This is a genomic window from Brevibacillus sp. NRS-1366 (assembly GCF_050467985.1).
In genome coordinates, this window is record NZ_JBITPN010000059.1 from 69,758 (window position 1) to 95,878 (window position 26,121).

At 47.5% G+C, this 26,121-nt stretch carries 24 protein-coding genes and 1 pseudogene; 22 read left to right on the top strand and 3 right to left on the bottom strand.

Features of this window, described 5'->3' with window-relative positions; translation table 11 throughout:
- Nucleotide 1 precedes the first annotated feature (1 nt).
- The 19 genes and pseudogenes from ACIFQN_RS32485 (at nt 2) to ACIFQN_RS32575 (ending at nt 20,139) form a co-directional block, all read left to right on the top strand.
- Nucleotides 2-1,513: a carboxypeptidase M32 gene (locus tag ACIFQN_RS32485; RefSeq protein WP_429837193.1), complete on the top strand. Its 1,512-nt coding sequence runs from the start codon at nt 2-4 to the stop codon at nt 1,511-1,513.
- Nucleotides 1,514-1,564: 51 nt separating this feature from the next.
- Entirely contained in the window at nt 1,565-2,215 is a 651-nt protein-coding gene (locus ACIFQN_RS32490; protein ID WP_429837194.1) for a VOC family protein, read from the top strand.
- A 303-nt stretch (nt 2,216-2,518) separates the two neighbouring features.
- The gene (locus ACIFQN_RS32495) at nt 2,519-3,526 is read left to right on the top strand and encodes a histidinol phosphate phosphatase domain-containing protein (RefSeq protein ID WP_429837195.1); all 1,008 of its coding nucleotides are present in this window, start codon (nt 2,519-2,521) and stop codon (nt 3,524-3,526) included.
- A 164-nt stretch (nt 3,527-3,690) separates the two neighbouring features.
- Nucleotides 3,691-3,984: a c-type cytochrome gene (locus tag ACIFQN_RS32500; RefSeq protein WP_429837196.1), complete on the top strand. Its 294-nt coding sequence runs from the start codon at nt 3,691-3,693 to the stop codon at nt 3,982-3,984.
- 76 nt (nt 3,985-4,060) lie between these two features.
- Nucleotides 4,061-5,179, top strand: a complete 1,119-nt coding sequence (locus ACIFQN_RS32505; protein ID WP_429837197.1) for an alpha-hydroxy-acid oxidizing protein — start codon at nt 4,061-4,063, stop codon at nt 5,177-5,179.
- Nucleotides 5,180-5,244: 65 nt separating this feature from the next.
- On the top strand, nt 5,245-5,508 hold the full coding sequence (locus tag ACIFQN_RS32510; RefSeq protein WP_429837198.1) for a DUF2935 domain-containing protein: 264 nt from the start codon (nt 5,245-5,247) through the stop codon (nt 5,506-5,508).
- A gap of 142 nt (nt 5,509-5,650) precedes the next feature.
- Nucleotides 5,651-7,600, top strand: coding sequence for an electron transport protein (locus ACIFQN_RS32515; RefSeq protein WP_429837199.1), 1,950 nt, complete (start codon nt 5,651-5,653; stop codon nt 7,598-7,600).
- A 191-nt stretch (nt 7,601-7,791) separates the two neighbouring features.
- The gene (locus ACIFQN_RS32520) at nt 7,792-8,712 is read left to right on the top strand and encodes a sugar-binding transcriptional regulator (RefSeq protein ID WP_429837200.1); all 921 of its coding nucleotides are present in this window, start codon (nt 7,792-7,794) and stop codon (nt 8,710-8,712) included.
- A gap of 199 nt (nt 8,713-8,911) precedes the next feature.
- Nucleotides 8,912-10,456 (top strand): FGGY-family carbohydrate kinase, encoded by a 1,545-nt coding sequence (locus ACIFQN_RS32525; RefSeq protein WP_429837201.1) that lies wholly within the window; start codon nt 8,912-8,914, stop codon nt 10,454-10,456.
- A 16-nt stretch (nt 10,457-10,472) separates the two neighbouring features.
- Nucleotides 10,473-11,525: a 2-hydroxyacid dehydrogenase gene (locus ACIFQN_RS32530; protein ID WP_429837202.1), complete on the top strand. Its 1,053-nt coding sequence runs from the start codon at nt 10,473-10,475 to the stop codon at nt 11,523-11,525.
- Nucleotides 11,522-12,706 carry a trans-sulfuration enzyme family protein gene (locus ACIFQN_RS32535; protein ID WP_429837203.1) on the top strand — a complete coding sequence of 395 codons (1,185 nt, stop codon included), beginning with the start codon at nt 11,522-11,524 and terminating at the stop codon, nt 12,704-12,706. The genes ACIFQN_RS32530 and ACIFQN_RS32535 overlap by 4 nt, the downstream gene beginning before the upstream one ends.
- Nucleotides 12,707-12,720: 14 nt before the next feature.
- Nucleotides 12,721-13,695, top strand: a complete 975-nt coding sequence (locus ACIFQN_RS32540; RefSeq protein ID WP_429837204.1) for a sugar phosphate isomerase/epimerase family protein — start codon at nt 12,721-12,723, stop codon at nt 13,693-13,695.
- Nucleotides 13,696-13,730: 35 nt separating this feature from the next.
- Nucleotides 13,731-14,504 carry an SDR family NAD(P)-dependent oxidoreductase gene (locus ACIFQN_RS32545; RefSeq protein WP_429837205.1) on the top strand — a complete coding sequence of 258 codons (774 nt, stop codon included), beginning with the start codon at nt 13,731-13,733 and terminating at the stop codon, nt 14,502-14,504.
- Between the two features lie 26 nt (nt 14,505-14,530).
- On the top strand, nt 14,531-15,850 hold the full coding sequence (locus ACIFQN_RS32550; protein WP_429837206.1) for a Na+/H+ antiporter NhaC family protein: 1,320 nt from the start codon (nt 14,531-14,533) through the stop codon (nt 15,848-15,850).
- Nucleotides 15,851-15,923: 73 nt separating this feature from the next.
- Nucleotides 15,924-16,571: an L-fuculose-phosphate aldolase gene (locus ACIFQN_RS32555; protein ID WP_429837207.1), complete on the top strand. Its 648-nt coding sequence runs from the start codon at nt 15,924-15,926 to the stop codon at nt 16,569-16,571.
- Between the two features lie 284 nt (nt 16,572-16,855).
- Nucleotides 16,856-17,465, top strand: a pseudogene (locus ACIFQN_RS32560) (branched-chain amino acid ABC transporter substrate-binding protein); the annotation flags it as partial.
- 108 nt (nt 17,466-17,573) lie between these two features.
- Nucleotides 17,574-18,341: an enoyl-CoA hydratase/isomerase family protein gene (locus ACIFQN_RS32565; protein ID WP_429837208.1), complete on the top strand. Its 768-nt coding sequence runs from the start codon at nt 17,574-17,576 to the stop codon at nt 18,339-18,341.
- Between the two features lie 26 nt (nt 18,342-18,367).
- Nucleotides 18,368-19,576, top strand: coding sequence for a CaiB/BaiF CoA transferase family protein (locus tag ACIFQN_RS32570; protein WP_429837209.1), 1,209 nt, complete (start codon nt 18,368-18,370; stop codon nt 19,574-19,576).
- Nucleotides 19,573-20,139 carry a hypothetical protein gene (locus ACIFQN_RS32575; protein WP_429837210.1) on the top strand — a complete coding sequence of 189 codons (567 nt, stop codon included), beginning with the start codon at nt 19,573-19,575 and terminating at the stop codon, nt 20,137-20,139. Before ACIFQN_RS32570 ends, ACIFQN_RS32575 begins: the two co-directional genes overlap by 4 nt.
- Nucleotides 20,140-20,197: 58 nt before the next feature.
- On the opposite strand, the gene ACIFQN_RS32580 is transcribed toward ACIFQN_RS32575, so the two are convergent.
- The 3 genes from ACIFQN_RS32580 to sigY form a co-directional block, all read right to left on the bottom strand.
- Nucleotides 20,198-20,944, bottom strand: coding sequence for a CPBP family intramembrane glutamic endopeptidase (locus ACIFQN_RS32580; protein WP_429837211.1), 747 nt, complete (start codon nt 20,942-20,944; stop codon nt 20,198-20,200).
- 194 nt (nt 20,945-21,138) lie between these two features.
- Entirely contained in the window at nt 21,139-21,462 is a 324-nt protein-coding gene (locus tag ACIFQN_RS32585) for a YxlC family protein (protein WP_429837212.1), read from the bottom strand.
- Nucleotides 21,443-21,979 carry an RNA polymerase sigma factor SigY gene (gene sigY, locus ACIFQN_RS32590; protein ID WP_429837213.1) on the bottom strand — a complete coding sequence of 179 codons (537 nt, stop codon included), beginning with the start codon at nt 21,977-21,979 and terminating at the stop codon, nt 21,443-21,445. The genes ACIFQN_RS32585 and sigY overlap by 20 nt, the downstream gene beginning before the upstream one ends.
- 246 nt (nt 21,980-22,225) lie before the next feature.
- On the opposite strand from sigY, the gene ACIFQN_RS32595 reads away from it, so the two are divergent.
- The 3 genes from ACIFQN_RS32595 to ACIFQN_RS32605 are packed head-to-tail and all read left to right on the top strand — an operon-like array spanning nt 22,226 to nt 26,098.
- Complete coding sequence (locus tag ACIFQN_RS32595; protein WP_429837214.1) at nt 22,226-23,281, top strand: putative 2-aminoethylphosphonate ABC transporter substrate-binding protein; 1,056 nt, start codon at nt 22,226-22,228, stop codon at nt 23,279-23,281.
- A 54-nt stretch (nt 23,282-23,335) separates the two neighbouring features.
- Entirely contained in the window at nt 23,336-24,394 is a 1,059-nt protein-coding gene (locus tag ACIFQN_RS32600) for a putative 2-aminoethylphosphonate ABC transporter ATP-binding protein (RefSeq protein WP_429837215.1), read from the top strand.
- 3 nt (nt 24,395-24,397) lie between these two features.
- A complete protein-coding gene (locus ACIFQN_RS32605) occupies nt 24,398-26,098 on the top strand; it encodes a putative 2-aminoethylphosphonate ABC transporter permease subunit (protein WP_429837216.1) in 1,701 nt (566 codons plus the stop codon).
- Nucleotides 26,099-26,121: the final 23 nt, after the last annotated feature.

Below are 26,121 nucleotides of genomic sequence, written 5' to 3' on the forward strand. Positions count from 1 at the left end.
AATGATGATTCACTCCACAGTGGAGCAGTTCAAACAGCTCGATCGACGTATCAGTCACTACCAGGATATCGTCAGCCTGATCAACTGGGACGCGGCTGTCACCGCACCGCGAAAGGGAATACCGCTCATGGCGGAAGCAAAAGGTACGCTGGCAGCCGAGCTGTTCCAGCTGACGACATCCGAGCAAATGAAAAACTGTCTGGAAGCGTTGAGTGACCCCCTTGTATGGGAGCAGCTTGATGCGCTAACGCAGGCCACCATTCGCCAATATCGGCGGCGAATGGACAAAACGGCAGCGGTCCCCGTAAAGCTGTATGAACAGTACGTGGTTCATGCCGCCAAGACGCAATTGATCTGGGAGGAAGCGAAGGAGAAGAATTCCTTTGCGCTGTACCACCCGGCTTTGGCAAGAATGGTTGAGCTGGCCATAGAATTGGGGCAAGCGTATGAGGTAGGAGACCATCCATATGACGGTTTTCTCGATCAATACGAGCCGGGCCTGACGGTGAAAGCGTTGGACCCGCTATTTTCACGGTTGCAAAGCGCTACGGGCGAACTGCTGGGGCGGATCGGGCAGGCTCGGAAAAGCTTTGCTGAAGACGTTTTTTTGCAAAGTTATCCGGTCGCCAGGCAACGGGAGCTGATCCGTGTGCTATTGACCAAGCTCGGATACGATTGGGATGCCGGTCGGGTGGATGAGAGCGCCCATGCGTTTGCCGCTGCGATGAACACGGGTGATGTACGCGTAGCGGTACGGATTGTGGAGCATGATTTGCGCCGGGCGATTTTTAGCACGATCCATGAATGCGGCCATGCTTTTTATGAGTTGGGGATTGATCCGGCATTGGAAGGTTCTGTTTTGCGGGGAACAGCCTCGATGGCTATCGATGAGTCGCAGTCGCGCTACTGGGAAAATTTCATCGGGCGCAGCCCGGAATTCTGGCATTTCTTCCTGCGAGAGGTGAAGAAGCTGTTTGGCAGCCAGCTTGAAGCACTGACACCGGAAGACGTGTACAATTCGATTAATCAGGTTCAGCCTGGAGCAATTCGCGTCGGCTCTGATGAGGTGACGTACAACCTGCACATCATCGTCCGCTATGAACTGGAAAAAGCGCTGTTAACAGGGGAGATCACGGTAAAGGAGCTGCCTGGGTTGTGGAACGAGCAGATGCAGAGCCATTTGGGCGTCACACCCGAGACGGATGCGCAAGGTGTTTTGCAGGATAGTCACTGGGCCTGCGGAGAATTCGGTTACTTCCCCTCCTATGCTCTTGGTAACATGTATGCAGCACAGTTTCATCATACATTGAAGCAGCAAAAGCCAAAGCTAGGGGAAGGGATAAAGCAAGGCGATTTCGGTTCAATTCGTGAGTGGTTCGCACAGAATGTTCATCGCCACGGCAGACTGTACACGCCATCTGAAATCATTGAGCGCGTCACAGGAGAAGCGTTGAATACAGAGTATTTGATTCGTTATTTGGAACAGAAGTATACAGGAATCTATCAAATGTAGCGCTTAGCCGCCATGACAGCCTGATGGGGGCGGGTAGGAAGGGGATAAGCCATGAAAATCACAAAAGTGACTCTGCAAACAAGCAAACTGGAAGAAATGGTTTATTTTTATCATCACAGCTTGCAGATGTCTCTCATGGAAAGGACAACTCACTCGTTTGCCGTCTCTGCAGGGCGTACGATTCTGGCATTTGAGCAGACGGAGGAAAAGCCCTTTTACCACTTTGCCCTGGGGGTTGCCGAGGCTGCATTTGATCGCTATGCCGCACGGATCAAGGAAGTGGCCCCGATCCTGACGAGCAAAGAGGGAGAAGAGATCATGCGCTCGTATATGTGGAAGGGAAGGCAGCTTTATTTTGAAGATCCGGAGAAAAACATTCTGGAGATTCTCTCCTTTCCTTCCGAGACAGGGAAGGAGTGGCTGGGTGTCCAGGAGGTAGGAATACCTGTGCCTGATATTGCGCAATTTGCGAGCGGACTTTCACCGCTGGAGACCGAATTTTCCGCTGAATCCGATTCCTTTTGCTTTTATGGGGATCAGGAGGGGGTGTTCGTGCTCGTCAAAGAAAAACGCCCGTGGTATCCGACAGATCGAGCCGCCTCAATCAATCCGATCAGCATCGAGCTCGCCCATCCCTCGGGCTTTGTAAGCGATTTTGCGAAGCAGAACCTCCCTTATCATGTTGTCTCTGTTAGCAAGTAGAATACATCAAGTTATATGCAGTGATGACAAGCTGAAGCTCCCTGGCGGGCTTCAGCTTTTTTAACGCCGTAACGGATTATGTAGGGAAAGGAGTTGTGCACCGATAGAAAAACCCAATATAATAAAAGGAAACATACTTAAAAGCACAAGAAAACAACAAAAAGCATTCGTTGAAAGCGAAAAGCGTACAGGCAAGTTCAACGCAGAAAGCCGTTGTTGTCCTGATAAGTCCAGAAATAGAGAGAGTGTGTGCAGAAAGAACAGGGGATTTCCCGGGACAAACGGCAATAGGGAGGGAAGAGCATGAAAGTAGATTATCACGTACATCTGGAGGAAGGTCCGTATTCATTGCGGTGGTGGAGTCGTACAGCCGAGGCTCTGCTCCACTTTCGTGAGCCAGCGCAGGACAGGCACACACGGGAGTGGATGGAGGAGCTGGCGTCATGGATGCATGAGAGGATTAACCGTGGTGCGTATTCCCATGAGTGGCTCGATCTGTACCGTGTGCGCGCCAAAAAACTGGGCCTCTCTCATGTGGGAATCGTCGATCATCTATACCGTTTTAAAGAGTTCAAGCCTTATTTTGAGCACCATATGCACCTTAAAGACGGTGATCTCGGACGCTTGCAGCGCATCTGGCTGGATCAAGTCTGCACGAATTCGATTGATGAGTTCGTCGGGTTTATTCAGGAGCAGCAACCGATTTGGGAGGCAGATGGTATTGCGCTCAAACTCGGAATCGAAGCCGATTATTTTTCGGGCGGGGAAGCTGTACTCGCTCCCATGATTAAGAGCTATCCGTGGGATCATGTCATCGGTTCGGTTCATTTTGTAAACGGTTGGGGCTTTGACAATCCAGAGACGCAGGAGAGGTTTAGGGAGGCAGACTTGCTCTCGCTTTATCAGCAGCAGTTTCAAGTGGTAGAAGAAGCGATTGCATCCGGATTGTTCAATATAGTGGCTCATCTGGACAATTTGAAAGTATTCGGATACCGTCCGCCGGAAGAGGAATTGCTCCCGTACTACCACCGTATTGCCGAGCTTTTACAGAAACATGGGGCAGCGACGGAAATCAATACGGGATTGTACTATCGCTATCCTGTCAAAGAAATGTGCCCTAGCTACAGCTTTCTGCAGATACTTCGGGAGTATGGAGTGCCGATCACCACTTCCTCCGACTCTCATTTTCCAGATCATTTGGGCAGCTATCTGGATGAAGCACGGCAAATGTTGATTCGTGCAGGGTATCGGCAAATCGTCACTTTTGATAAGCGCATACGGCAAACAGTCGAGCTTTTGGACGAAAACTAGAAATTGGTTTATGAAAAAATAAACTGTTGAGTCTGTCAGATACAGATCCAGCAGTTTTTTTGCGTCTCTAGAAAAACTGTATTTTACGGACTGTCGGAGATGCTCGTGAGGAAACATAAGCGATGTACCCCTTTATCTCACAAATACACAGGGAGGAATCTGCGATGAACTACGTTTTGTCCTTGATTCCGCTGATGCTGATGCTGACGCTTCCGCCCCAGCAAACCGTCGATGCTGCCAGAGCGGAACAAGCGTATCGAAACAACTGTATGATTTGTCACGGACAGGGTTTGGAAGGAGGATTCGGCCCTGCACTTCTGCACGTCGGCTCCCGTAAAACGAAAGAGCAGATTGCCCAGCAAATTAGGTATGGCGGCGCCATCATGCCGGCTTTTGGCAGCCAATTGGATACGAGGACCATCGATGCGCTTGCCGAATGGCTGTCTCTGAAAAAGTGAGGGAAACCCTTTGAGGACTCTGCACATATTCTTAGGAAAGATAGGCAGTAGTCGCTTGGGAAAGGGGATAAAAAAGATGGACGGATCTCTTGAACAACGGCTTCCCGTTTCGTTTCCCGAATGGGAGTTTCGGGCAAGAGCGGTTTTGCCAGACGGGCCATTCGGCTATATTGCCGGTGGAGCAGGCGCAGAGGATACGATTCGAATGAACAGCGAAGCGTTTCGAAACTGGAGGCTTCAGCCGCGTTTCCTGCGGGACGTATCCAAGCGTGATAAAAGAGTTACCTTGCTCGGCGAGACGTATCCTGCTCCTGTTTTGCTCGCCCCGATCAGCATTCAAGGCATTGCCCATCCAACGGCCGAGCTGGCATCCGCACGAGCTGCTGCCGGGTTAGGAGTTCCATTTATCCTCAGTACAGTCTCCTCCAAGCCGCTTGAAGAAGTTGCTGCTGTGATGGGAAAAGCGCCTCGCTGGTTTCAGCTATTTTGGCCGAGTGATCCTGATGTGGCTGCCAGCCTGGTTCGCCGGGCAGAAGCCGCTGGATACTCTGCAATTGTGGTTACTGTTGACTTGCCACTGTACGGCTGGCGGGAGAGAGACGTGCGAAATGCCTACAATCCTTTCCTGGCTGGAGAAGGGATTGCTAATTTTGTGACAGACCCGGCTTTTCGCTCGAAGCTGAAAAAACCGCCGGAGGAAGACTGGAAAGCAGCGATCGCCTTGTTCGGGAGCATGTTTTTTCACCCAAGCTTGACATGGGAGGACTTGCCGATATTACGTCGCTATACCAGGTTACCGATCCTCCTCAAGGGGATTCTGCACCCGCGCGATGCGGAATTGGCTTTGCAGAATAACGTGGATGGCATCATCGTCTCCAATCACGGAGGCAGGCAAGTGGACGGAGAAGTAGCTGCACTGGATGCTTTGCTGGATGTCCTCGACATCGTACGTGGACGGATCCCGGTCCTCATGGATAGCGGTATACGTGGAGGCTCCGATGTCATCAAGGCTATCTCGGTCGGGGCGTCGGCAATCCTGTTCGGCCGCCCTTATATTTATGGATTGGCCGTGGCGGGTGAAATGGGGGTTAGACGGGTCATCCAGAATTTACTTACGGATTTGGATCTGACGATGGCAAACTGCGGGATGAGATCCATCGCTGAAATGAACCGTTCTTTTCTAATCAGACGGTAAACCAGGTACTCCTCCAGGCGTATGCACATAGGCTATATATCGAATGTTAAAACGGAGGGAAGGCCTTGGAAGATCGCAATTATCAGCAGACGGCGTCGTTTGAGCATCAATTTTGGCTGCAAGTTTTCGGGGATCACGCCCGGATGATCTATAATGCGTTGCCACGGCAAGCGGAGACGGACAGTCAGCGGGCTTTCTATTTCATTTCCGCCTATGACCGTTTATTGATGCAAGCACGCAAAGGGTTGAGCGGTAATCAACTGCAATTGGTAAATCAGCAGGCGTATGCTTTGACGCAGGAGCTGTCGGAAGTAACAGACGTTCAATAACCATCGTGCAATCCGGCTCGCCCGCGCTTGCAATCATAACAGAATCCTGGTGCGGGGATATTTTGGGAAACGAAAGGAATAAATTTGATCCAAAATAAAACAATAACATTGGGTACGCAATACAACAGAGGGTGAAAAACTCATGCTAAGAAAGAAGTACTGGATCGCATTTCTTATCGTTTCCTTTGTTTTGCTGATCAATTTGGGGTTCACGTACGCAAAGCAAAAACAAGCAGAAGCCATAAGCGAACGCCTATCTGCCGACACAGAGCAAAACGTTGGCGAAAACGAACCCGCTTACGATCTTTGGGGGCGGACCATCACCAAAAAAGAAGCAGAAGAGTTAAAGAAGACGGAACAAGGGCGGGCCATGCTGTCGCCGCAAAACGGCGCGATAAAAATGGACCAAGCGCTGATTGACTTGGGGAAAAAAGCGTTTTATGAAGAAACGTTCGGCAATGAAGTGTTTATCACTGACATCATGGGAGCTTTTAACGGCCCTATTACGCTTGCCAACGTGAAAAAGGCGATTGGGGAGCTGAATGGACAGGGGACAAGCAATCTGCAGGTGGAACTGGAGAAGACCGTAACCATCGGGGGTAAAACCTTCAAAAAAGGGACGAAGATCGACACCGGATTAGATGTTCCAAAAGGATGGAATCAAATCCTGGGAATGCCGCTCAAGCAATCACAAGGAACATGGAAAGCAGGCATATCCTGTGCCGCTTGTCACGCGACGGTGGACCGTGACACCAAACAGATTATTGAAGGTGCGCCAAACGTTGACTTGAACGCAGGCCTGTTTATAGCCATGGCGACCAATTCGGCGGCTTACTTTGCACACACGGATATAGAGTCACTGCAAAAGTACATGAAAAATCTGGATCGGACGGTTGAGACCAGCGATGGGAAAAGGGCCGCGTTGCCTGATCCTAAAGCGTTGGAAGACGCAGTTGATGCAAACGCTCTGAAATGGCCAAAAGGGAATTTTGATTCTACGATTGACATGAAAAGCAATCCGGCACAAATTCCCGATTCGTTTACCCTTGGGGATTTTCCGTACGGCTGGAGCGGACATGCTATGGCTGGACCATTTAAGGGCTTAAGTACCTTTAACAACAATGTGCATGCGCAAAATTCGGATTCTCTGACCCAATCGGAAGTCAGCCGCGAGCTGTTCGGCATCGACAAGGAAGTGTATATCGGAACAATTCTTCAAAATGCTGCGAGCCCTACATACCGCTTTTCGACGGAAATGGGAATTAAGCCATCAGAGTTTTTTGCTAAAGTGGACCCGACGCCTGGAACGCCAGGAGTAAACCAGGTCATTTTGCCGCCTTCGTTTCCGAAAGCGACGCTGATTGCCCCGGATGGGCTGATCGTGAGCTCTCCCGGAACGAAGGTCAATGAACAAAACAATGCCATGTCCGTTTGGCAAAACAGGCTCGTGCCGCCTAAACCGCCGATAACGGCCAATGCGTCGACACTAGATTTGGGCCGGGACGTATTTCAACGGGCGTCGTGTATCAAGTGTCACGCTGGCGATTTTTATACCAACAATCGGATTGTCCCAGCACCGGAAATCGGAACCGATCCGTCCCGGGCACAAGCCCTGAAGGTGACGGAAAAAATCTGGGGAGAAGCAACGATCTTCTCGCCGGATACTCCGGTGCCCGTACCTCCAGACGCCAAAGTATTGAAGGTTCCTACAGACATGCTAGATCCCGAGCAAATCAAATTGGCATTCGCCAAAGGGGATTCTCCCGGCGGATACAAGACACCCAGTTTGATCGGATTGTATTGGACAGCCCCTTACCTGCATGACGGCGGGGTAATCGTAGGGGCAGACGCCAAAAAACAGCTCGGATTTCCAGGAACCTTGGACAAAGGCATCCAGCCTGATCCTGCAAATAGCTTGCGGGCGCTCGTAGACAAGAAGCTGAGGGAAAAGGTGATTGCCGCCAACCGATCGGCCAACCTGCAACAGGTCCACGTACAGGGAATTGGCCATGAATACTGGGTGGACGGGACCACAGGATTTTCTCCCAAGGAACAAGAGGCATTGATCAAGTATTTGCTTTTATTAAAGTAAACAAGGGAGTCGATGTTCAAGAACTGAGCATCGACTTTTTTTACCAGTAGATTTTAAATTCAAAAAATTCAATAAATAATGCAGGAATTTCGTTTTTGAGCTTGAATATACATATTGCAGAATGACAAAAGTACAGATCATGAGCATTTGTAACAGAGAGGTGTATTCCTATTCTTCCAGATGAGAGAAAAATGTTGATCAAAATTGCCCACTATTATTACAAGCAAGGGCTGACGCAGGATGAGATTGCGAAAAAATTGTCCATTTCTAGACAAAAAGTGAATCGGCTTTCGCAACGGCTGATCGAAGAAGGGATTGTCAAAATTGAAATTGTGGAAGATGGCGAGTTATGTATTGAGCTTGAAAACAAACTGGAAAATACATTTGAACTGAAACAAGCCATCGTCGTTCCAATAGAAAACAATGAGTTTTCGCTGGAGCGATTAGGAAAAGCAGGAGCCAACTATATTAACAATCTGATTCAGACAGACACCATCATAGGTGTTTCGTGGGGGAAGACTTTATCTTCTGTCGCTAAACATCTTGTCCCTAATCATTCCGCTGAAAATGTTTCTGTAATTCAGTTAGTCGGTGGATTAAACTCTGCTGATCGTTCTAGCAAAGCCGATGAAATTACGAGAAGTTTTGCAAGCCAACTGGGTGGCACACCCTATTTGATGTATGCACCCGCTGTCGTCAAAAACAAGGAAATGAAAGACGGACTCATGTCCGAACAATCCATCCAACAAGTATTTGCGATGATACAAAAATGTCATGTGGCTATGGTAGGGATTGGTGAACTGGATGAACAAGCAACGCTTTTTAAAGAAAATTATTTGGAGCTGCAAGATTTGAATTCGCTGCAACAACTTGGCTGTGTTGGAGATATTTGCTCCAGATTTTTTAATCTCGAAGGCGAAATCAAGATCACTCCTCAGTACGAGCGTGTCATTGGCATTAGTCCCGAAGAGTTGAAAAAAATACCTTTGGTCATCGGAATAGCAGGAGGGGATAAAAAAGTAGATGCCATTGTCGGTGCTTTGAGAAGCGGGTATCTGGATGTTTTCATTACGGACGATCATATGGCTGCCAAATTACTCGAATCTTTTTGAGTGGGGATGTTCAAAAAGTCCGGGAAACATAGCTGTCGAATTTCCGCGTTGCGTTGCCCCTCCGCTGCTCACGTAGACTCACCTACGCTCCGCTGCTCGGGCCTGCCGCGCCTTGAACTTCTCGGCTCTGTTTGTACCCTCTCATCGGGGTATCGAAACATCCTCCTTCTTGAACAGGATCAAATAGACAGGGGGGAAGGTGAGGTTATTGCTTCGAGAATATTTGCTGGGAATTGACGCTGGTACGAGCAGACTGAAAGCAGTGTTGTTTGATGTACATGGCAAAGAAGTTGCGGCAATCGGTAAAGAGAACCAAATCATCGGAAAAAACGGCAATTGGGTTGAGCAAGATATGAATCAACTGTGGTTCACACTTGCCTCAATGATTCGAACGCTCCTGAAGAACCAGCATGTGGACCCCTCGCAAATCAAGGGGATCGGAATCACCGGTCAAGGAGAAGGGTGCTGGTTAGCGGATCAGAATGGCCGACCCGTGCGTCCCGCAATCCTATGGTCAGATGGAAGGGCTGTCCGAATGATAGCGGAAATCAAGGAAAATACGGAAATACGCAATACGATCAAGCAAATTACAGGCTCTTTTCCGTATGCGGGAGCAACCTCAATCCTTCTCAAATGGCTTAAGGATCATCAGCCAGAGGTATTCAAACAAGCCCATTACTGCTTCTTTTGCAAGGACTGGTTGAGGTTCAAGCTAACAGGCAACGCCAATCTGGAGCTAACGGACGCATCTGCATCGCTAGTGGATCTAAAAAAGCGGACCATTTCAGCTTCATTGTTTCACATGCTGGACATTCCGGAAGCGATCGGGCTTTTTCCAAATGTTCTAAAGCCTCATGAGCTGGCAGGGTACATAACACCAGAAGCTGCTCTGGAGACAGGACTGCAGGCAGGGACACCAGTTTGTGCGGGGATGATCGATATTGCGGCAAATACAGTGGGCACCGGAACCATTCAGCCTCATGATATTTCTACGATTCTAGGCACCACTTGCAGCAATCAAATTGTCGCAGACCATGCGGAGTGTTTCAGCATGGAGGGAGCCGGGACCCAATGCTACATTGATGATCACTTATACCTGCATATCGTTGCTTCCATGTCGGGTACGCCTAATCTGGATTGGTTTATTCGAAATTATTGCCAGGAAGAACGGAATGAAGCCATGCAAAAAAGGATGGATATCTTTCGTTTACTTGAGAATGAGATCAAAGCGATCCCCCCAGGTTCAGGAGGAGTGATTTATCATCCGTACATTAGTCCTTCCGGTGAAAGGGCGCCCATGAACAATCCAAACGCAAAAGCCCAATTTTTCGGGATCTCTTCCCAAACAACGAAGCATCATATGCTCAGAGCGATCTATGAAGGAGTCGCGCTATCTATCAAAGATTGTCTAACAGAGGTGAAAACGAAGCGGAAAATCATCCTTGCAGGAGGTGGTGCCAAAAGCGCAGTCTGGTCGCAAATGATAGCCGATTGTACCGGAACATCAGTAAGCGTTTTACAAGGGAACGAGCATACGGCAAAGGGAGCAGCCTTGGCGGCAGGTGTGTGTATCGGAATATACCCTGATTTTAGGCAGGCAGCCTGCCAAACAGTGCGCGAACAACAAGTATTTTATCCCGACCCCCAAAATGCTGCACGATACGATGAGATGTACAGCGTGTATACACAGGTAAGAACAGCAAATGCTGCTGCATGGGATTTGCGCAGCAAGATTCAATGGTAACGGGAGGAGAATGAGATTGGAAGCTCTTGTCACAGCAGAATTGGATCTCTCTTTACTAGAACAATTGAAGGAATGTTGCGAAGTCACCATGGCCGGTTGGGCTGAAAATTTGCAACTGTTACCTGAAAATGAACTGATCGAATTGTTGAAAGGCAAACAGATCGTAATCACTAGCTACGATGAAGTCACCAAAAGAGTGATTGATGCATGCGAAGATTTAAGGCTAATCGCTTGTACGCGATCAAGCCCGGTAAACATCGATATCGAAGCCGCAACACTGCGTGAAATACCTGTCATCTACACCCCCGGAAGAAATGCGGATTGTGCTGCAGAGTATACGATCGGGATGATGCTCGGTATCGCCAGGAACATTCCGATGGCCTATAAAAGCTTGAAAGAAGGCCATTTTGTTTCGGAGCAGCAGACAGAAAAGATCACAAAAGAAGGGCTAAAAGAAGATGTGACCTGGGCACTCAGTGCCGAAAGCCCGTATGTCCTCTTCAAAGGATTCCGCTTAAAAGGGAAAACGCTCGGTTTGATTGGGCTTGGAAGCATTGGCAAAAAGGTGGCAACCCTTGCCAAAGCATTTGGCATGAACATTTGCGTGTTCGATCCGTATGTTCCCCAGAAAGAGATGGAAGACGTCGATGCGAAAAAGGTAGAGCTGGAAACATTGCTGCGAGAATCCGACTTTATCAGTTGCCATGCTAAGGTAACCAGGGAAACAACGAGATTGATCGGTGAGCAGGAATTCAGAATGATGAAGCCAACGGCCTATTTCATCAATACATCCAGAGGAGCCATTATGGACGAGCGGGCTTTAATTCACGCGCTGAAAACCAAAACGATCGCCGGTGCGGCCCTGGATGTGTTTGAATCAGAACCATTGTCTATAGAACACCCCTTTATCCAAGAACTGGATAATATTGTCGTTACCCCTCATCTTGGTGGCGCCACATACGATGCGATCACTAACCATACAACAATCATCATCGAAGAAATCAGAAGATTTGTAGCAGGTGAAAAATTGCTGTTTCAAATTAATCCATTCGGGGAGGATGCAAAATGAATAAAAACTGGAGTTTTGAAACGAAGGCTGTTCACGTAGGTTCAGAGCCAGATCCGCACACAGGGGCTGTTGTAAAACCAATCTATCAAACGTCAACGTATGTGTTTAAAAACACCGAAGAAGCGGAGAAAATTTTTTCAGGAGAATCGTTTGGCTATATTTATGGGAGAACCCAGAATCCGACGCAATCCGAATTGGAGGAAAAGATTGCCGCTTTGGAAGGAGGAGAAGCGTGCAAGACGTTTGCGTCAGGAATGGCCGCCATTACAGCTGCGACAATGGCGATCCTCAAAGCAGGCGATCATGTGATTTGCGATGATGTGGTATACGGAGGCACATATGGACTGCTTACAAAAATATTTCCACGGTATGGAATAGAGGTCACCTTTATAGACACTTCCGATATAAAAAATATCGAAAATGCACTGAAACCAAACACAAAGCTGGTTTACGTTGAGACGCCGGCCAATCCGACGTTGAAAATCATCCACATCAAGGAAGTGGCGGATTTCTGCAAGAGCAACCGCTTGCGCTTCGTCGTTGACAACACCTTCATGACCCCTTATTTCCAGCGTCCTTTGGAATTAGGAGCTGATATTGTTGTCCACAGTGCAACCAAATATATGGGCGGTCATGGTGATTTGCTCGCAGGCGCCGTGATCGGATCAGAAAATTTTGTTCATGAAGAACTGCATGATCCTGCATCGAAATTGGGCGGAGGCATTTCTCCATTTACTTGTTTTCTCATCAAAAGAGGATTGCAGACTCTGCCATTACGGATGGAGAAACATAACTCGAATGCAATGAAGGTCGCTGACTATCTGAAAAATAATCCGAAAATTAGGAATGTTGTGTATCCTGGTCTACCGGACTTTCCGCAGCATGCGTTGGCCAAAGAACAAATGTCTGGTTTTGGCGGCTTGATTTCTTTTGAGGTAGAGGGGGGATTGAAACAAGCCCGTCAATTTTGCGACAGCTTGAATATGATCGGATTTGCTGTCAGCCTGGGTGATGTAGGGACTTTAGTACAGCTTCCGGCCTTAATGACACATCGATCGGTATCAGCAGAGGATAAAAAAGAAAGCGGAATCTCTGATGGTTTACTAAGACTTTCTGTTGGTTTGGAAAATGAGATTGATATTATCGCTGATATAGAGCAAGCGTTAGAAAAAGTAAAATAGGGGGCAGCGATGTGATGAACAACTTGATTTCGGTTGGCATATGGGCGTTTGGTTCAATTCCCGACCGGTTCTGCGAAAAGGGCTATCAGGAAAAGAAGTCCTTTGCCGAAAAAGTGAACGCAGCTTCCAAAGTAAAAGGTTTGGATGGCGTTGAGATTCACTATAACGGAGATATCAACAAAAACAATGCCTACGAAGCGAAACAAATAATAGAAGCTTCAGGTTTAAAAGTATCCGCAATCAATTGTGAAATTTTCGGCGACAGTATGTTTAAAAAAGGCGCTTTAACTTCAAGGAACAATGAGATTCGCCAAAAAGCGGTCGATTTGATTAAAGAAGCAAGCGAAATAACGGAATTCTTTGGAGCAAGTTTGGTGAATATTTGGCCGGGAGCAGAAGGTCATGATTACCCGTTTCAGGTCAACTACTTTCAGCAATGGGATGTGTTAATCGAATCGATCAATGAGTTTATCGTTACAAAGCCGGATGTGAGGTTTTCCCTGGAGTACAAATTAAGGGAACCGAGAGTGCGGTCAACCATCAGTACAGCAGGTACTGCGCTTGTAGTTGTAAAAGAATTAAACCATGAGAATCTTGGAGTTACTATTGACTTTGGGCATTCATTGCAAGCAAGGGAAAACCCGGCTGAAGCGGTCACTCTGCTGCAAAGATACGGAAAGTTGTTTCATGTACATGTAAATGATAACAGCAGAGATTGGGATGATGATTTGATTGTTAATTCTTATCATATATGGGAAACATTAGAATTTATTTACTATTTAAAAAAAGCGAACTACACAGGATGGATCAGTTTAGATGTAGCGCCAGCCCGTGAAAATCAAATCGATGCTGTCGAATATTGCATTGAAAGCATCAAAAACATGTCTGCTCTGATAGAAGAAATCGATACAGAAGAGCTCCATCAGGCACTTTATGACATGGATGCCGTTAAGGCTCACCGCTTTATTTCAAGCAAACTGTTTCGATGATTTCGAGGAAGGAGATGATCAGAAACATGTACGTTATGGATTTAACAGGAAAAGTGGCAATTGTCACAGGAGGAACGAAAGGTATTGGGAAGGCGATTGTTCAAGCTTTCATTGACTGTGGGGCCAGGGTAGCTGTCGCAGCCAGAAATATTGACGCAGCAGAGAAGCTGGCAAATGAGATCGGGGGTGAGCGGGCAATAGCGGTCAAAGTGGATGTATCAAGAAGTGATGACGTGATACAGATGTTCGATCATGTGCAAGACACTTACGGCAGATTAGACATTCTTGTCAATAACGCAGGTGTTTCGACAATGGATTTTGTTGAGAACATGAAAGAAGAACACTGGGATAAGGTGATGGACATTAACGCAAAAGGTAGCTTTTTGTGCAGCAAGCTAGCCGCTCAGGTCATGAAAAAACAAGCTGAGGGCGGAAAAATCATAAATATTTCATCACAAGCTGGCAAGAATGGCTATGTGTGTATGGGCAGTTATGTTGCTTCAAAACATGCTGTTTTAGGTTTGACGAAAGTGATGGCGCTGGAACTGGCCAAGCATCGAATCAACGTAAACGCCGTTTGTCCCGGCATTGTAGAAACGGATATGAAAAAAACAGAAAGGGTATGGGGAGGTGACTTAAGGGGAATTGGAGCCAAAGCGGTTGAAGAGGAGGATTGCTCGCAGGTACCGCTTGGGCGAACTGCTCAACCGGAAGATATTGCAAATGTTGTGGTGTTTTTAGCATCCAAGTACGCTGATTACATGACCGGGCAAAGCATTAATGTTACTGGCGGTATGACAATGAATTAATTCATTTATAAAAAGGGGATGAATGTATGTCGGGTCCAAAAGTGGGTAATTCAATGGCGCTGCTTCCTTTATTGCTGTTTTTGGTCTTGTTTATTGGCACTGGAATCCTCACAAAAGATATTTCAAATATGCCCCTCGTCGTTGCTGCCATGATTGCCGCTTTTGCCGCTCTTTTGATGAATAGAAAAGAATCTTTTGTGAAAAAAGTTGATATCTTTTGCGTTGGCGCCGGTCATCCGAATATCATTCTGATGTGTTTGATTTTCCTGTTAGCCGGCGCCTTTGCCGCCGTTGCCAAGGGGATGGGCGGAGTTGATTCAACAGTGAATCTCGGTTTGTCGCTTCTGCCGCAAAACCTTTTGATCGTGGGGGTATTCGTGATCGGGTGTTTCATATCACTTGCGATGGGGACTTCCATGGGGACTGTCGTTGCTTTGGCTCCCATTGCCATCGGTATTTCCGAGCAAACGAACATTCCAGTCGCTTTATCTTTGGGCGCAGTCATCGGCGGTGCGATGTTTGGCGACAATTTGTCGATGATTTCGGACACCACAATTGCCGCTGTCAGAACCCAAGGGACAGAGATGAAAGAGAAGTTTAAAATGAATTTTTTAATGGTTTTGCCGGCAGCTATTCTCACCGCGATTATTCTGGGCATGATAACCGTAGTGAATAATGGTTCCTTGGGCGGCGAACATCCCTATTCATTGATAAAAGTTATTCCGTACTTTGCAGTAATCATAGTTGCTCTTATGGGAGTTAATGTGATTAATGTGTTGGCAGGAGGAACTATTTTTGCGGGCATCATCGGATTGATGGACGGATCGTTTAATCTTTTAGGGCTGTTGAAACTGGTTGCAAGCGGGATGATCGGAATGGAAGATATCGCGATTATTGGATTGATTATCGGCGGAATGGTCGAGCTTATTAAGCATAACGGCGGAATCGATTACTTGTTGCATTCGATAACGGGTAAAATAAAAACAAAAAAGGGTGCTGAATTTGCGATTTCCGGTCTTGTAAGCGCAATTAATGTAGGCCTTGCCAATAATACGATTTCGATTCTCACGGCTGGTCCGTTGGCAAAAAACATTATTGATGAATACGGGATTGACCCGCGAAGATCTGCCAGTTTACTGGATATTTTCTCTTGTTGTGTTCAAGGTATTCTGCCGTACGGCGGACAGCTGTTAGTCGCAGCCGGTCTGGCTTCGATATCACCGGTTGCCATTATGCCGTACGTATTTTACCCGATATTGATTGGAGTTATTGGAATCATCTCAATTTTAACCGGTTTTCCCACAGGAAAAAAAGCTTCTAAACCTGTGAATTTAGACACTGTATAGAGAAAATTAATTTGATAAAGGAAGAGTGTAATTGCAAGCGGTGTTACTTGCTAACCATCGGGAGGGAAAATAGATGTTGTTGAAAAAAGAAAGAGAACTGATTGTTGCGTATGGACAAAAATTAATCAAACACGGCCTCACTACAGGTACAGGTGGAAATCTCAGCGTGTTTAGCCGTGAGCAGCGATTAATGGCGATTACCCCTTCTGGAATGGATTATTTTGAAATTGAGCCGGAAGATGTGGTGATTCTCGATTTAGAGGACAATATCGTAGACGGAAATAAGGTGCCTTCCAGCGAGTATCAAATGCATAAAATTTTTTATAAAAACCGAACAGATATCAATGCGGTCGTTCATACCCATTCGAAATTTTCCACAACCATAGCTAGTTTGAATTGGTCAATTCCCGCGGTTCATTATTTGGTGGCCTTTGCCGGAAAAGACGTCCGCTGTGCAAAATACGCCACATATGGAACCAGTGAGCTTGCTGAGAATGCGTTTGTGGCGATGGAAGACCGCAACGCCGTTTTATTGGCGAATCACGGTCTGCTAACAGGGGCCGATACGCTTCCGAGAGCGTTTGATATTGCCGAGGAAATCGAATTTTGTGCCGAAATTTATTACCGTACAAAATGCATCGGAGAGCCGGTCATTCTGCCTGAAGCAGAAATGGATTTGATGGCAGAAAAATTTAAAACATATGGACAGCATTTTAAATGAGGGATTAAGCGCGGGAAGTAAGAGGATTAATGAAAGGGAGTCATTTATGATGAACAAGCTTTCATTAGGATTTCTCTCGGTGTTACTAGCAACAGGAGCCGTACTAACTGGTTGCGGCGGAGGTGCTCAAGGAGCCGGTACATCAACTTCGACCTCAAACTCAACCTCGTCTTCAGCATCAACTGGCGGCGGCAAAGAACAAGCGGCAACAGGAGGAAAAATCTTGATTGCCACACAAAGTCCCTTATCCGGTCCGTCGTCCAACCTTGGTGACTCGATTAAATCACCGCATCTGTGCCCGTGACGACCAGCAAGGGCCTCAAGCAGCAAAGTACGCCAAGAATCAGCTCGGGGTAAAGAAAGCGTTTTTGATTCATGACAAGACTGTCTATGGACAAGGTCTCTCGGAGCAGGTGAAAAAGCAATTTGAGGCTGACGGCGTAGAGGTTCTCGGCTTTGAAGGGATTACCCAGCTTGAAAAGGATTTCAGTGCGGTTCTTACCCAAGTTCTTTCCAAGAATCCTGACGTAATCTACTTTGGTGGCATGTATACAGAGGCTGGAATTTTGGTGAAACAAGCCCGTGAAAGAGGGTATAAAGGTTACTTTATGGGGGGAGACGGCCAAGACTCCTCTGAATTGATAAAAATCGCTGGTGAAGTAGCAGACGGCGTCCATGAATGTAATCCTCAATGGCGTGCTTGAAGCAATCAAGGCAAAAGGCGGAGCGAGACCAACTCGAGAGGAAGTTCTGGAAGCTGTTCATAAAACGAAAGACTTCAAAGGACTCTTTACAACCGTTGCATTTGATGAAAAAGGTGACAACATCAATTCTGATGTATTCATTTATCAATTTACAAAAGATAGGTCCGTGTTTGTAGGGAAAGCTGAATGATTGCAGGCATATCATTGAAAAAAGGGGCTGGCACTCAGGTGACTCGCTCCTTTTTCTAACGTATAGGAAAGTTTAATACCACACATTCCTATGAGGGAGACAAGACAGATGGCGGAGCTCAGTCTAATCGTTCACGAGAGTCAACAAGACAATCGAATCAAAATCCTTTCATTAAACCGTCCAAAGCAACTGAACGCGATGAATGGCGATATGTTGCATGAGCTGCGCGAGCAATTGGATCATTTAGCGCGCAATCCAACCATGGGCGCATTAGTAATAACAAGTGAGCTGACTCGGGCCTTCTGCTCAGGAATTGACATGTCCTTTGTACAAGAATTATCCAATACAGACGCTGCCCAGTTTTTTGCCATGCTGGCGGATACGCTGGAGCAATTGATACACTTTCCAGCTCCTACGATCGCAGCAGTAAACGGTTATGCGTTTGGAGCGGGGGCTGACCTGGCATTAGCCTGCGACCTGCGTGTCGCGGGAGCATCATCTCGTTTTCGTTTCCCGGGCCCTCAGTTCGGTGTTGTTTTAGGAACACAGCGCCTGTCCCATGAGGTCGGACCATCAAGAGCGCGCCTGTTAGCCTTAACGGGGCAAACCGTGGATGCAAGAGAAGCCCAGCAATATGGTCTCGTGCATCAAGTTACGGAGGATGAAAGCTGTCTGGAAACGGCTTTGGCCCTCGCCGCAACATTCATCCACATGCCTTCCTACACGCTGCATACGATTCGGGACATTTGCAGGAAGGATGAGGCACGTGGAGAGAGTCGATCATGCGCGAATGAATGGGCAAGAAAATCAGTCCTGGAAGGAGACTTTCGCGAGCGGTTTAGCCAATTTGTCAATCAAGCACGAGATCGGAAATAGAATTCAGGCATGGTGGAGGAGGATCAATGATGCGGGATCTGTTAGTGCAAGCACCGTTAGCGGGAATAAAAGTGATCGAGCTCGGCCAAATTGCGGCGGGACCGTTTACAGGCATGCTATTAGCTGACCTCGGAGCCGATGTTGTCAAGGTAGAGAGGCCGGACGGAGGGGACGGAATGCGGCAATGGCCTCCCTTGATGGAAAACGGCGAAGGAGAGATGTACAGTGGCAACTTTGCATCCTTGAACCGCAACAAGCGGAGTATAACCATTGATCTAAAAGATGAATATCAGTTGGATCGGCTAAAACAACTATGCGCCGAGGCTCATGTATTCATAGAAAACTACCGGCCAGGTGTCCTTAAGCGCGTTGGGCTTGGTTTTGAAGAACTGAGGAAAATAAATCGGAGGCTTGTTTACTGCTCCATCTCCGGGTATGGGCAGAGGGGACCCTATGCGAAAAAGGGTGCATTTGATGTCACTGTCCAGGCGATGAGCGGCCTCATGAGTGTGACGGGTGAAGAGACAGGTCCCCCTGTGAAATGTGGAGTTCCTGTTGGAGATTTCGCTTCTGGGTTATATGCGGCTTATTGCATCATGGCAGCACTTGCTAGGGCGAACCAGACAGGCAACGGAGCTTATATAGATTGTTCCATGCTTGGAAGTCTTCTGGGCATTTCTGCATTACAAACAAGTGAATATTATGGCACGGGAGAGGTCCCAAAGCGTTTGGGTTCATCCCATCCAAGAAATGCTCCTTATCAAGGATTTCAAGCGAAAGATCGACCGTTTGTCGTCGCTGCCGGAAACGACAAATTGTGGAGAGAAGTTTGTGAGACTGTAGGTTTACCCGAACTGGCTTGCGATGACCGTTTTATGACGCAAGTATTGCGTGCAAAAAATCAAGGAGAGCTCGCATCCATCCTACAGCCGATTTTTTCTACCCGCAGCGCTGAACAATGGCTTACTGAACTCGACCTGAGGGGTGTTCCGTGTGCTCCTATCAATCACTTTCAGGAAGTTCTAGAAGACCCTCACGTACAGAGTATGAATATCATCGGAGACTTGGAGTTGCCAAATGGAACGACGACAAAAAACATTGGATTTCCAATCTCTATCTCAGACTTTGAATTTAGCGTATTCAGAAGGCCGCCAAAAGTCGGAGAGCATAATGATGAAGTGTTCCGTGACTGGATAGAATCGGATCATAAATACGAAAGGTGTGGGGATAGATGAATCCATCCCTTCAGAAATTCATAGCGGATGTGGATGCAATCGTTCGAAATGGCGGGGACGAATACAACATAACGAAACGGGTTGCAGCGCGGATGCAAGAACTGTTAGGCGGAAATGACATCCTGCCTGCGGCGTTCATGAAGCCGAACCCGGATAAGTACACGTTGTACCCGGTATATGTGGCGCCCGATGACAGCTTTTCCATTGCATCGGCTGTGTGGGACGTTGGGCAATCAACACCTATTCATGATCATGGGACGTGGGGAGTCATCGGGATCGTGCAGGGAACAGAATACGAGGTGCGCTATTCGCAGCCATCTTCCAACGGGCAAACGCCGCTCGTACGGCTAGAAGATCGTTACATTCGCAAGGGGGAGGTTGAAATTTGCTGCACGCGGGACCAGGATATTCACGAGGTTACATGCGCATCGGATGAGCCATGTGTTGGCCTTCACGTATATGGGGCAAATATCGGCAAGATTACACGCCATACGTATGAGCGAATGACAGGTGACAAGAACGTTGTGGTTACAGCTTGGGAGCCTGCACCATTTGAAAAATAGATTTTTTTCTGGGCCAGGGACTATTCCCCGGCCATTTTTTTTACGAAGCTAAACGTTATCAAAAGATGACATGCAGCATCATGTCACCCGTCATGTGGGCGATCATTGCGTATTCCAGCCCCTTTTTCCAATAGAGCCACCCAAACACAATCCCACCCAAGCAGTTCAATACAATCCCACGGAAAACGAGCATCGGAGTAAGCTCGCCAAAAGCTTGGAAAGTCGCTGGAAGGTGGAGCAGACCAAAAAGCAGGCTGGTAAAAAGGATGGCGAAAACGAACATCCAACGGCGTGTTTTCTTACCGAAAAGGCGATATGGCAACCAGACGAGAAAAGTCATCAGACCCAAGCGTACCTGCAGCTCTTCTACGATCCCCCCGTAAAAGAGAGTTGTAAGCCCAATCCAGCGAGAAGTCTCAGGTGCCTGAAACTGTGCCAGTTGTGGGATGTGGGGGAGAAAGTAGAGCCTATCGAGAGCGATAATGATACAGGAGACGGCAATGCCTCCGCTGATGGCGATCAGCACTGCTTTCTTCTGAAAGCCCTCATTTGTTCTGCGATATACCCAGCCCTTCCAAAGAGATAGCTGCAGCCCTACCGTAGAGGAAAGACGAATGCCAAGATAGCTCAAAAGAAAGGTAATGATTCCCGTCTGAAGAGCGGAGCTAGCCAAAAGTATAGCTGGAGGAACGGGAATGCCGGCAGGAAGTGAAATGATCTGAAGCTGATACGGGATCATGATAAGACTAGCCAAGATAGAGATAGCGGCAAAGATCAACGCCAAGCGAATAGGTCTATCTGCCATCACTGTCTCTCCTTTCTCTTTTCCATATCTTCCGTACGACGAGCAGGTAGACGAGTAAAGGGGTGGGGATGCTCGTTAACCCCCATAACCCCCAAAGCCAAGGAAAACGGCTTCTTTTCTTGGCGTCTAGAAAAAGCCAAGTACCTTGAATGGCAGCGAGAGTTAACAGGGTCAGCAATAGCCACAAAGGTACATCATGGAGTTGTGTCATGCTTACCTACCCACTTTCCTGCAAGAATAAGAACAAATGCGAGAAAGGATAAGCCTTGAACGATGATGTAAAAGACGGGTGCTTGCAATTGTATGAAGTAGAGAATCGAAAGCACCACAAGAGAGACACTCCAAAAAGCGAGCAAATCATAGCGAATGCGTTTTTTTGTGCGTTCAGTTGTGTCGTGGACTATTGTTTTGAAATAGGCGGTGTCAGGGGCAGAGGTTGGAAAAAGTTCATCCAGCTCATCCAGACTTTGCCGCATCTTTTGATAGAGCCTGTCATCGTCATGAAGATGGTTTTTCATCGTCTAACCATTCCTTTCTCAACTGTTGACTGGCGTGGTGTACTCTAGACTTGACGGTACCTTCACGCACATGCAGGATGTCCGCAATCTCTCTATACGTGTAGCCGTAGTAATGTTTTAAAATTAGCGGAATTCGATATTCCTCGGTTAACGTGAGAAGAATTTCGAGGAATTCGGGCCAGTCCCGATTTTGATGATCTGCCGCCCATTTCATTTTGGAAATGGCTTTTTGTCGTTCGGTCCATCGTTTTTCTGTGTTCTGCTTGCGTAGGGAATCAATATAGAGGCGGGAACCGATCGTAATGAGCCAGCTGGAAAAAGAAGATCTGCCGTCATACAACGTGATTTTCTCAATCGCTTTGATCAGTGTCTCCTGCGTCAAATCCTCAGCTATGTATGGATTTACCGTAATTTTGAGGAGATAACTTTTTAAAAAGACGTAATGCTTCTGTAAAATATCGGACAAAGCCTGGTGATTCCCTTGTTGTGCTTGTTTGATTAAGTCGCGTTCATCCATGGATGATGGAGCTCCTCTCGAGGCATTCACCCTTAATACGTTTAGCTTACCTCAATCGTTCATAGAGGCTCATTCATTTTTTTACGAAAAAATATTTGAAATTTTTAGTCAATTGACTATATAATAAAAACAAAAAACAACTAAAAAACGGGAAAACAAACTAATTTGTGTGGGATTAGTGTTGTCTTAACCGGAAGTCAGCTTGGAAGGGGAGAATGGACTAGAAACAAAAGGGGAGGATTCTGGATGAACAAATGGGTTAGCACTTTTGTAGTGAGCGTACTGTCAGTTGCGCTTTTAGCAGGATGCGGGCAATCTTCGAGCTCGACCGGTGGCAAGACAGGCTCATCCGAACTGACCGTATACACAGCATTGGAGGATGATCAGCTCAAAGCGTATGTGGGAGCGTTCAACCAGGCGCACCCCGAGATCAAGCTCAACATCGTCAGGGATTCGACAGGTGTCATCGTTGCCAAGCTGATTGCCGAAAAAGACAATCCACAAGCAGATGTCGTGTGGGGGACAGCGGCGACCGAGCTATTGGGAGCGGAGTTTCAAGGTGTTTTGGAAGGCTACACCCCAAAAGGCATTGAGCGAATCTCACCCGAGTTCAAAGACTCCAAGGACCCGGCGCACTGGGTGGGGATTGATGCCTTTGAGACCGCTTTTGTCGTAAACACGAAGGAATTGGAAAAACGCAATCTTCCTATCCCCCGGTCCTACGCTGATTTGATCAAGCCTGAGTACAAAGGGTTAATCGTCATGCCCAATCCGTCTTCATCCGGTACAGGTTTCTTCACCGTCGCTGCTTGGAAGGAGCTTTATGGAGATCAGGAAGCTTGGAGCTACATGGATAAACTCCACGAGAACATCGCTCTTTACACGCACTCCGGTTCGAAGCCGGCCAAGATGGCGGCGGCAGGTGAGTACCCGATCGGCATCTCATTCGGCTACCGGGGAATTACGGAAAAGAAAAAAGGAGCGCCGCTGGAAATCATATTCCCTCCTGAAGGCGCTGGCTGGGATGTAGAAGCCAATGCTCTCGTAAAAAAAGCGCAAATCAAATCCGAAGCCAAAGTGTTTCTTGATTGGGCAATATCAGACGAGGCAATGAAGGAGTACAATAAAAACTTTGCCATTATTACGGTGAACAATGGTAGTACCACACTCCCTGAAGGATACACCAAAGACCCCAGATCGCAACTCATCCACAACGATCTGACTCAGACAGCAAAAGATCGCCCGAGCATCTTGGCTGAATGGGACAAACGCTATAGCACAAAAAGCGAGCCGAAAAAATAGATGCGGATCACTATCCAGAGCAAATTTCAGGAAAAGGGGAGAAGGGAGGGGCGTATGACAAAGCCATATCTAAGTATTCAAGGTGTTCAAAAAACATTCGGCAAGTTTGTTGCTCTCACATCCATCGACATTCATATCCAAAAGAATGAGTTTATCTGTTTGCTAGGCCCAAGCGGATGCGGCAAGACAACCCTGCTTCGGATATTGGCAGGATTGGAGCAGCCGTCGAGCGGGAGAATTATGGTAAATGATCGGGACATTACCGTTCTTCCGCCAGCCAAACGAAATTTTGGGATGATGTTTCAGTCTTACGCTCTCTTCCCTAATTTGACAGCAGCACAAAATATCGCATACGGTCTGCAATCGAAAAAGATGTCCAAGAAAGAAATAGAGGAAAAAGTGCGGGAAGTACTGGTGCTGATAGACTTGGAGCACATCCGGGACAAATACCCGTCGCAGCTGTCTGGCGGACAGCAGCAGCGTGTCGCTTTGGCCCGTGCTATCGCTCTATCGCCAGACTTCCTCCTGCTGGATGAGCCCTTATCTGCACTCGATGCAAAGGTGCGGCTCAAATTGCGCAGAGAGCTCAGGAGCCTGCATGAAAAAATCGGAATTACGACCATCATGGTGACCCACGACCAGGAAGAAGCATTGACGATGGCCGATCGGATTGTCGTCATGAACAATGCAGAAGTCGTTCAGATCGGCACACCGCAAGAAATTTACGAAAAGCCGAACAGTCCATTCGTCGCCGATTTCATTGGAGCGATCAACTTTTTGGAAGAATCCGTATTTGCAGGCCGTGCCATCGGGCAGGATCGCCTGTTTGCCATCCGTCCAGAAAATATCCATTTGATGGACCCGGCTGCCGAGTACAGTCTGAAGGCCGTTGTACAGGACATGGAGTTTCGAGGATCTTTTTACAGGGTGAGCCTTCAACTGATCAATCCGCAAAACGGGCTGCTCCCGCAGTTCGTCACGATTGATTTATCTGTACAGCAAACCCATCGTTTGGGGCTTCAGCGGGATAAACAGGTCGCTTTTGAATTGCCACTTGAAAACCTGATTTCGTTTGACCAGGCTGCCGTGACGAAGAAAACGGGGAGTGGTTAACATATGAGCACCCGAACCGTTCGACAAAAGATGGGCAAGGATGAGTGGCTGCAGAAAATATTAATCGCGAGTATCGTCATTGTCCTGTTTGTCAGTGTTCTTTTGCCGCTGGGAGACTTGTTTAGCAAAGCATTCATCAATGAGGTGGGCGAGTATATCGGACTTGCCAACTTCGTCAAGTATTTCGCTACACCGGCGCTCGTCCAATCCTTTTCCAACACGATGTACGTATCAGGGGTCACGACAATTCTATCGGTCACTCTTGCATTTCTGTACGCTTTTGCTCTGACGCGGACGGATATGAAAGGAAAAGTATTTTTTCGCTATGTGGCTCTGCTGCCGCTTTTTGCTCCCACAATGATGCACGGGATTGCGCTGACGTATTTATTTGGCAACCAGGGGATTATCACGACCGGATTTTTTGGGCTATTATCCGGTTTCGATGTGGAGCTGTACGGCCCGCTCGGGATTATCCTCTCGGAAATGTTCTACACCTTTCCTCAGGCTTACTTGATTATGGCAGTCTCACTCGCTTTTGCCGACTACAATTTGTACGAAGCGGCGGAGACGATGGGGGCAAGCAAGCTGCGAAAGTTTCTGACGGTTACGTTGCCAAATGTCAAATATGGATTGGTTAGTGCGATTTTCGTCTGCTTTACCTTGAGCTTTACTGACTTCGGTGCGCCGAAAGTCGTAGGCGGGCAATTCAACGTACTGGCTACGGATATTTACAAGCAAGTCATCGGGCAACAAAACACAACGATGGGGGCGACTGTAGGAATTATCCTGATCATTCCGGCGATTCTCGCGTTCATCGTGGATCGGATCGTGGAGCGAAAGCAGAATTCCTCGGTGAACGCCAAATCGACGCCGTACAAGATCACCCCGCAGCGAGGGCGAGACGTCTCCTTCTTTATCTACTGCTCGTTGATTTCCGTTTCGATCTTTTTGATGCTGGGCACAGTGATCTTCGCGTCACTGGTCAAGGTTTGGCCTTATGACCTGACGATTTCGCTCACGCATTACGACTTTTCCAAGGTAGCAGGCGAAGGAATGCAGCCTTTCTGGAATAGCTTGCTCGTCTCTTTTTACAGTGCTGTGATCGGTACGATCGTGACGTTCATCAATGCGTATTTGATTGAGAAAACCCGTTTCATGAAAGGACTTCGGCAAATTGGCTATTTTCTCTCGATCTTGCCGCTTGCCTTGCCGGGACTGGTCATCGGTCTTGCCTACATCTTTTTCTTCAACCATCCGGATAATCCGCTGAACTGGATGTACGGCACGATTCTCATCCTGATTTTGGCTAACCTCATCCATTTTTACGCTGTTCCTTTTATTACGGCTACAACCGCACTGAAAAAACTGGACAAGGAATTCGAGCTAGCTTCCGAGTCAATGGGTGTTCCATTCTACATCACCTTTTGGCGGGTGACTGTACCTATGTCGCTCCCAGCTATCCTGGAAATTGCCGTCTATTACTTCATCAACTCCATGGTAACGATCTCTGCCGTCGTTTTCCTTTATTCAGCCGATTTCAAGCTAGCGTCCGTATCGATAGTCAATATGGATGATGCAGGCGATGTCGCCCCAGCGGCTGCCATGTCTGTCCTGATTGTCCTGACCAACGTCCTGGTGCGGATCTTCTATGAAGTCGGAGCGAATAAGCTGAGGGAGAAAACGCAGAGATGGCAAAAAAGATAAAGGAAAAAGGTGGGAGAGTAGAA

What these genes read in the sequence shown, in the direction of transcription:
- ACIFQN_RS32550 (WP_429837206.1), top strand. Translation starts at nt 14,531, where the DNA reads ATGTCGGGTCCAAAAGTGGGTAATTCAATGGCGCTGCTTCCTTTATTG.
- ACIFQN_RS32570 (WP_429837209.1), top strand. Translation starts at nt 18,368, where the DNA reads ATGATGCGGGATCTGTTAGTGCAAGCACCGTTAGCGGGAATAAAAGTG.
- ACIFQN_RS32555 (WP_429837207.1), top strand. Translation starts at nt 15,924, where the DNA reads ATGTTGTTGAAAAAAGAAAGAGAACTGATTGTTGCGTATGGACAAAAA.
- ACIFQN_RS32605 (WP_429837216.1), top strand. Translation starts at nt 24,398, where the DNA reads ATGAGCACCCGAACCGTTCGACAAAAGATGGGCAAGGATGAGTGGCTG.
- ACIFQN_RS32495 (WP_429837195.1), top strand. Translation starts at nt 2,519, where the DNA reads ATGAAAGTAGATTATCACGTACATCTGGAGGAAGGTCCGTATTCATTG.
- ACIFQN_RS32595 (WP_429837214.1), top strand. Translation starts at nt 22,226, where the DNA reads ATGAACAAATGGGTTAGCACTTTTGTAGTGAGCGTACTGTCAGTTGCG.
- ACIFQN_RS32535 (WP_429837203.1), top strand. Translation starts at nt 11,522, where the DNA reads ATGAATAAAAACTGGAGTTTTGAAACGAAGGCTGTTCACGTAGGTTCA.
- ACIFQN_RS32520 (WP_429837200.1), top strand. Translation starts at nt 7,792, where the DNA reads ATGTTGATCAAAATTGCCCACTATTATTACAAGCAAGGGCTGACGCAG.
- ACIFQN_RS32540 (WP_429837204.1), top strand. Translation starts at nt 12,721, where the DNA reads ATGAACAACTTGATTTCGGTTGGCATATGGGCGTTTGGTTCAATTCCC.
- ACIFQN_RS32485 (WP_429837193.1), top strand. Translation starts at nt 2, where the DNA reads ATGATGATTCACTCCACAGTGGAGCAGTTCAAACAGCTCGATCGACGT.
- ACIFQN_RS32600 (WP_429837215.1), top strand. Translation starts at nt 23,336, where the DNA reads ATGACAAAGCCATATCTAAGTATTCAAGGTGTTCAAAAAACATTCGGC.
- ACIFQN_RS32565 (WP_429837208.1), top strand. Translation starts at nt 17,574, where the DNA reads ATGGCGGAGCTCAGTCTAATCGTTCACGAGAGTCAACAAGACAATCGA.
- ACIFQN_RS32505 (WP_429837197.1), top strand. Translation starts at nt 4,061, where the DNA reads ATGGACGGATCTCTTGAACAACGGCTTCCCGTTTCGTTTCCCGAATGG.
- ACIFQN_RS32490 (WP_429837194.1), top strand. Translation starts at nt 1,565, where the DNA reads ATGAAAATCACAAAAGTGACTCTGCAAACAAGCAAACTGGAAGAAATG.
- ACIFQN_RS32500 (WP_429837196.1), top strand. Translation starts at nt 3,691, where the DNA reads ATGAACTACGTTTTGTCCTTGATTCCGCTGATGCTGATGCTGACGCTT.
- ACIFQN_RS32575 (WP_429837210.1), top strand. Translation starts at nt 19,573, where the DNA reads ATGAATCCATCCCTTCAGAAATTCATAGCGGATGTGGATGCAATCGTT.
- ACIFQN_RS32515 (WP_429837199.1), top strand. Translation starts at nt 5,651, where the DNA reads ATGCTAAGAAAGAAGTACTGGATCGCATTTCTTATCGTTTCCTTTGTT.
- ACIFQN_RS32585 (WP_429837212.1), bottom strand. Translation starts at nt 21,462, where the DNA reads ATGAAAAACCATCTTCATGACGATGACAGGCTCTATCAAAAGATGCGG.
- sigY (WP_429837213.1), bottom strand. Translation starts at nt 21,979, where the DNA reads ATGGATGAACGCGACTTAATCAAACAAGCACAACAAGGGAATCACCAG.
- ACIFQN_RS32580 (WP_429837211.1), bottom strand. Translation starts at nt 20,944, where the DNA reads ATGGCAGATAGACCTATTCGCTTGGCGTTGATCTTTGCCGCTATCTCT.
- ACIFQN_RS32545 (WP_429837205.1), top strand. Translation starts at nt 13,731, where the DNA reads ATGGATTTAACAGGAAAAGTGGCAATTGTCACAGGAGGAACGAAAGGT.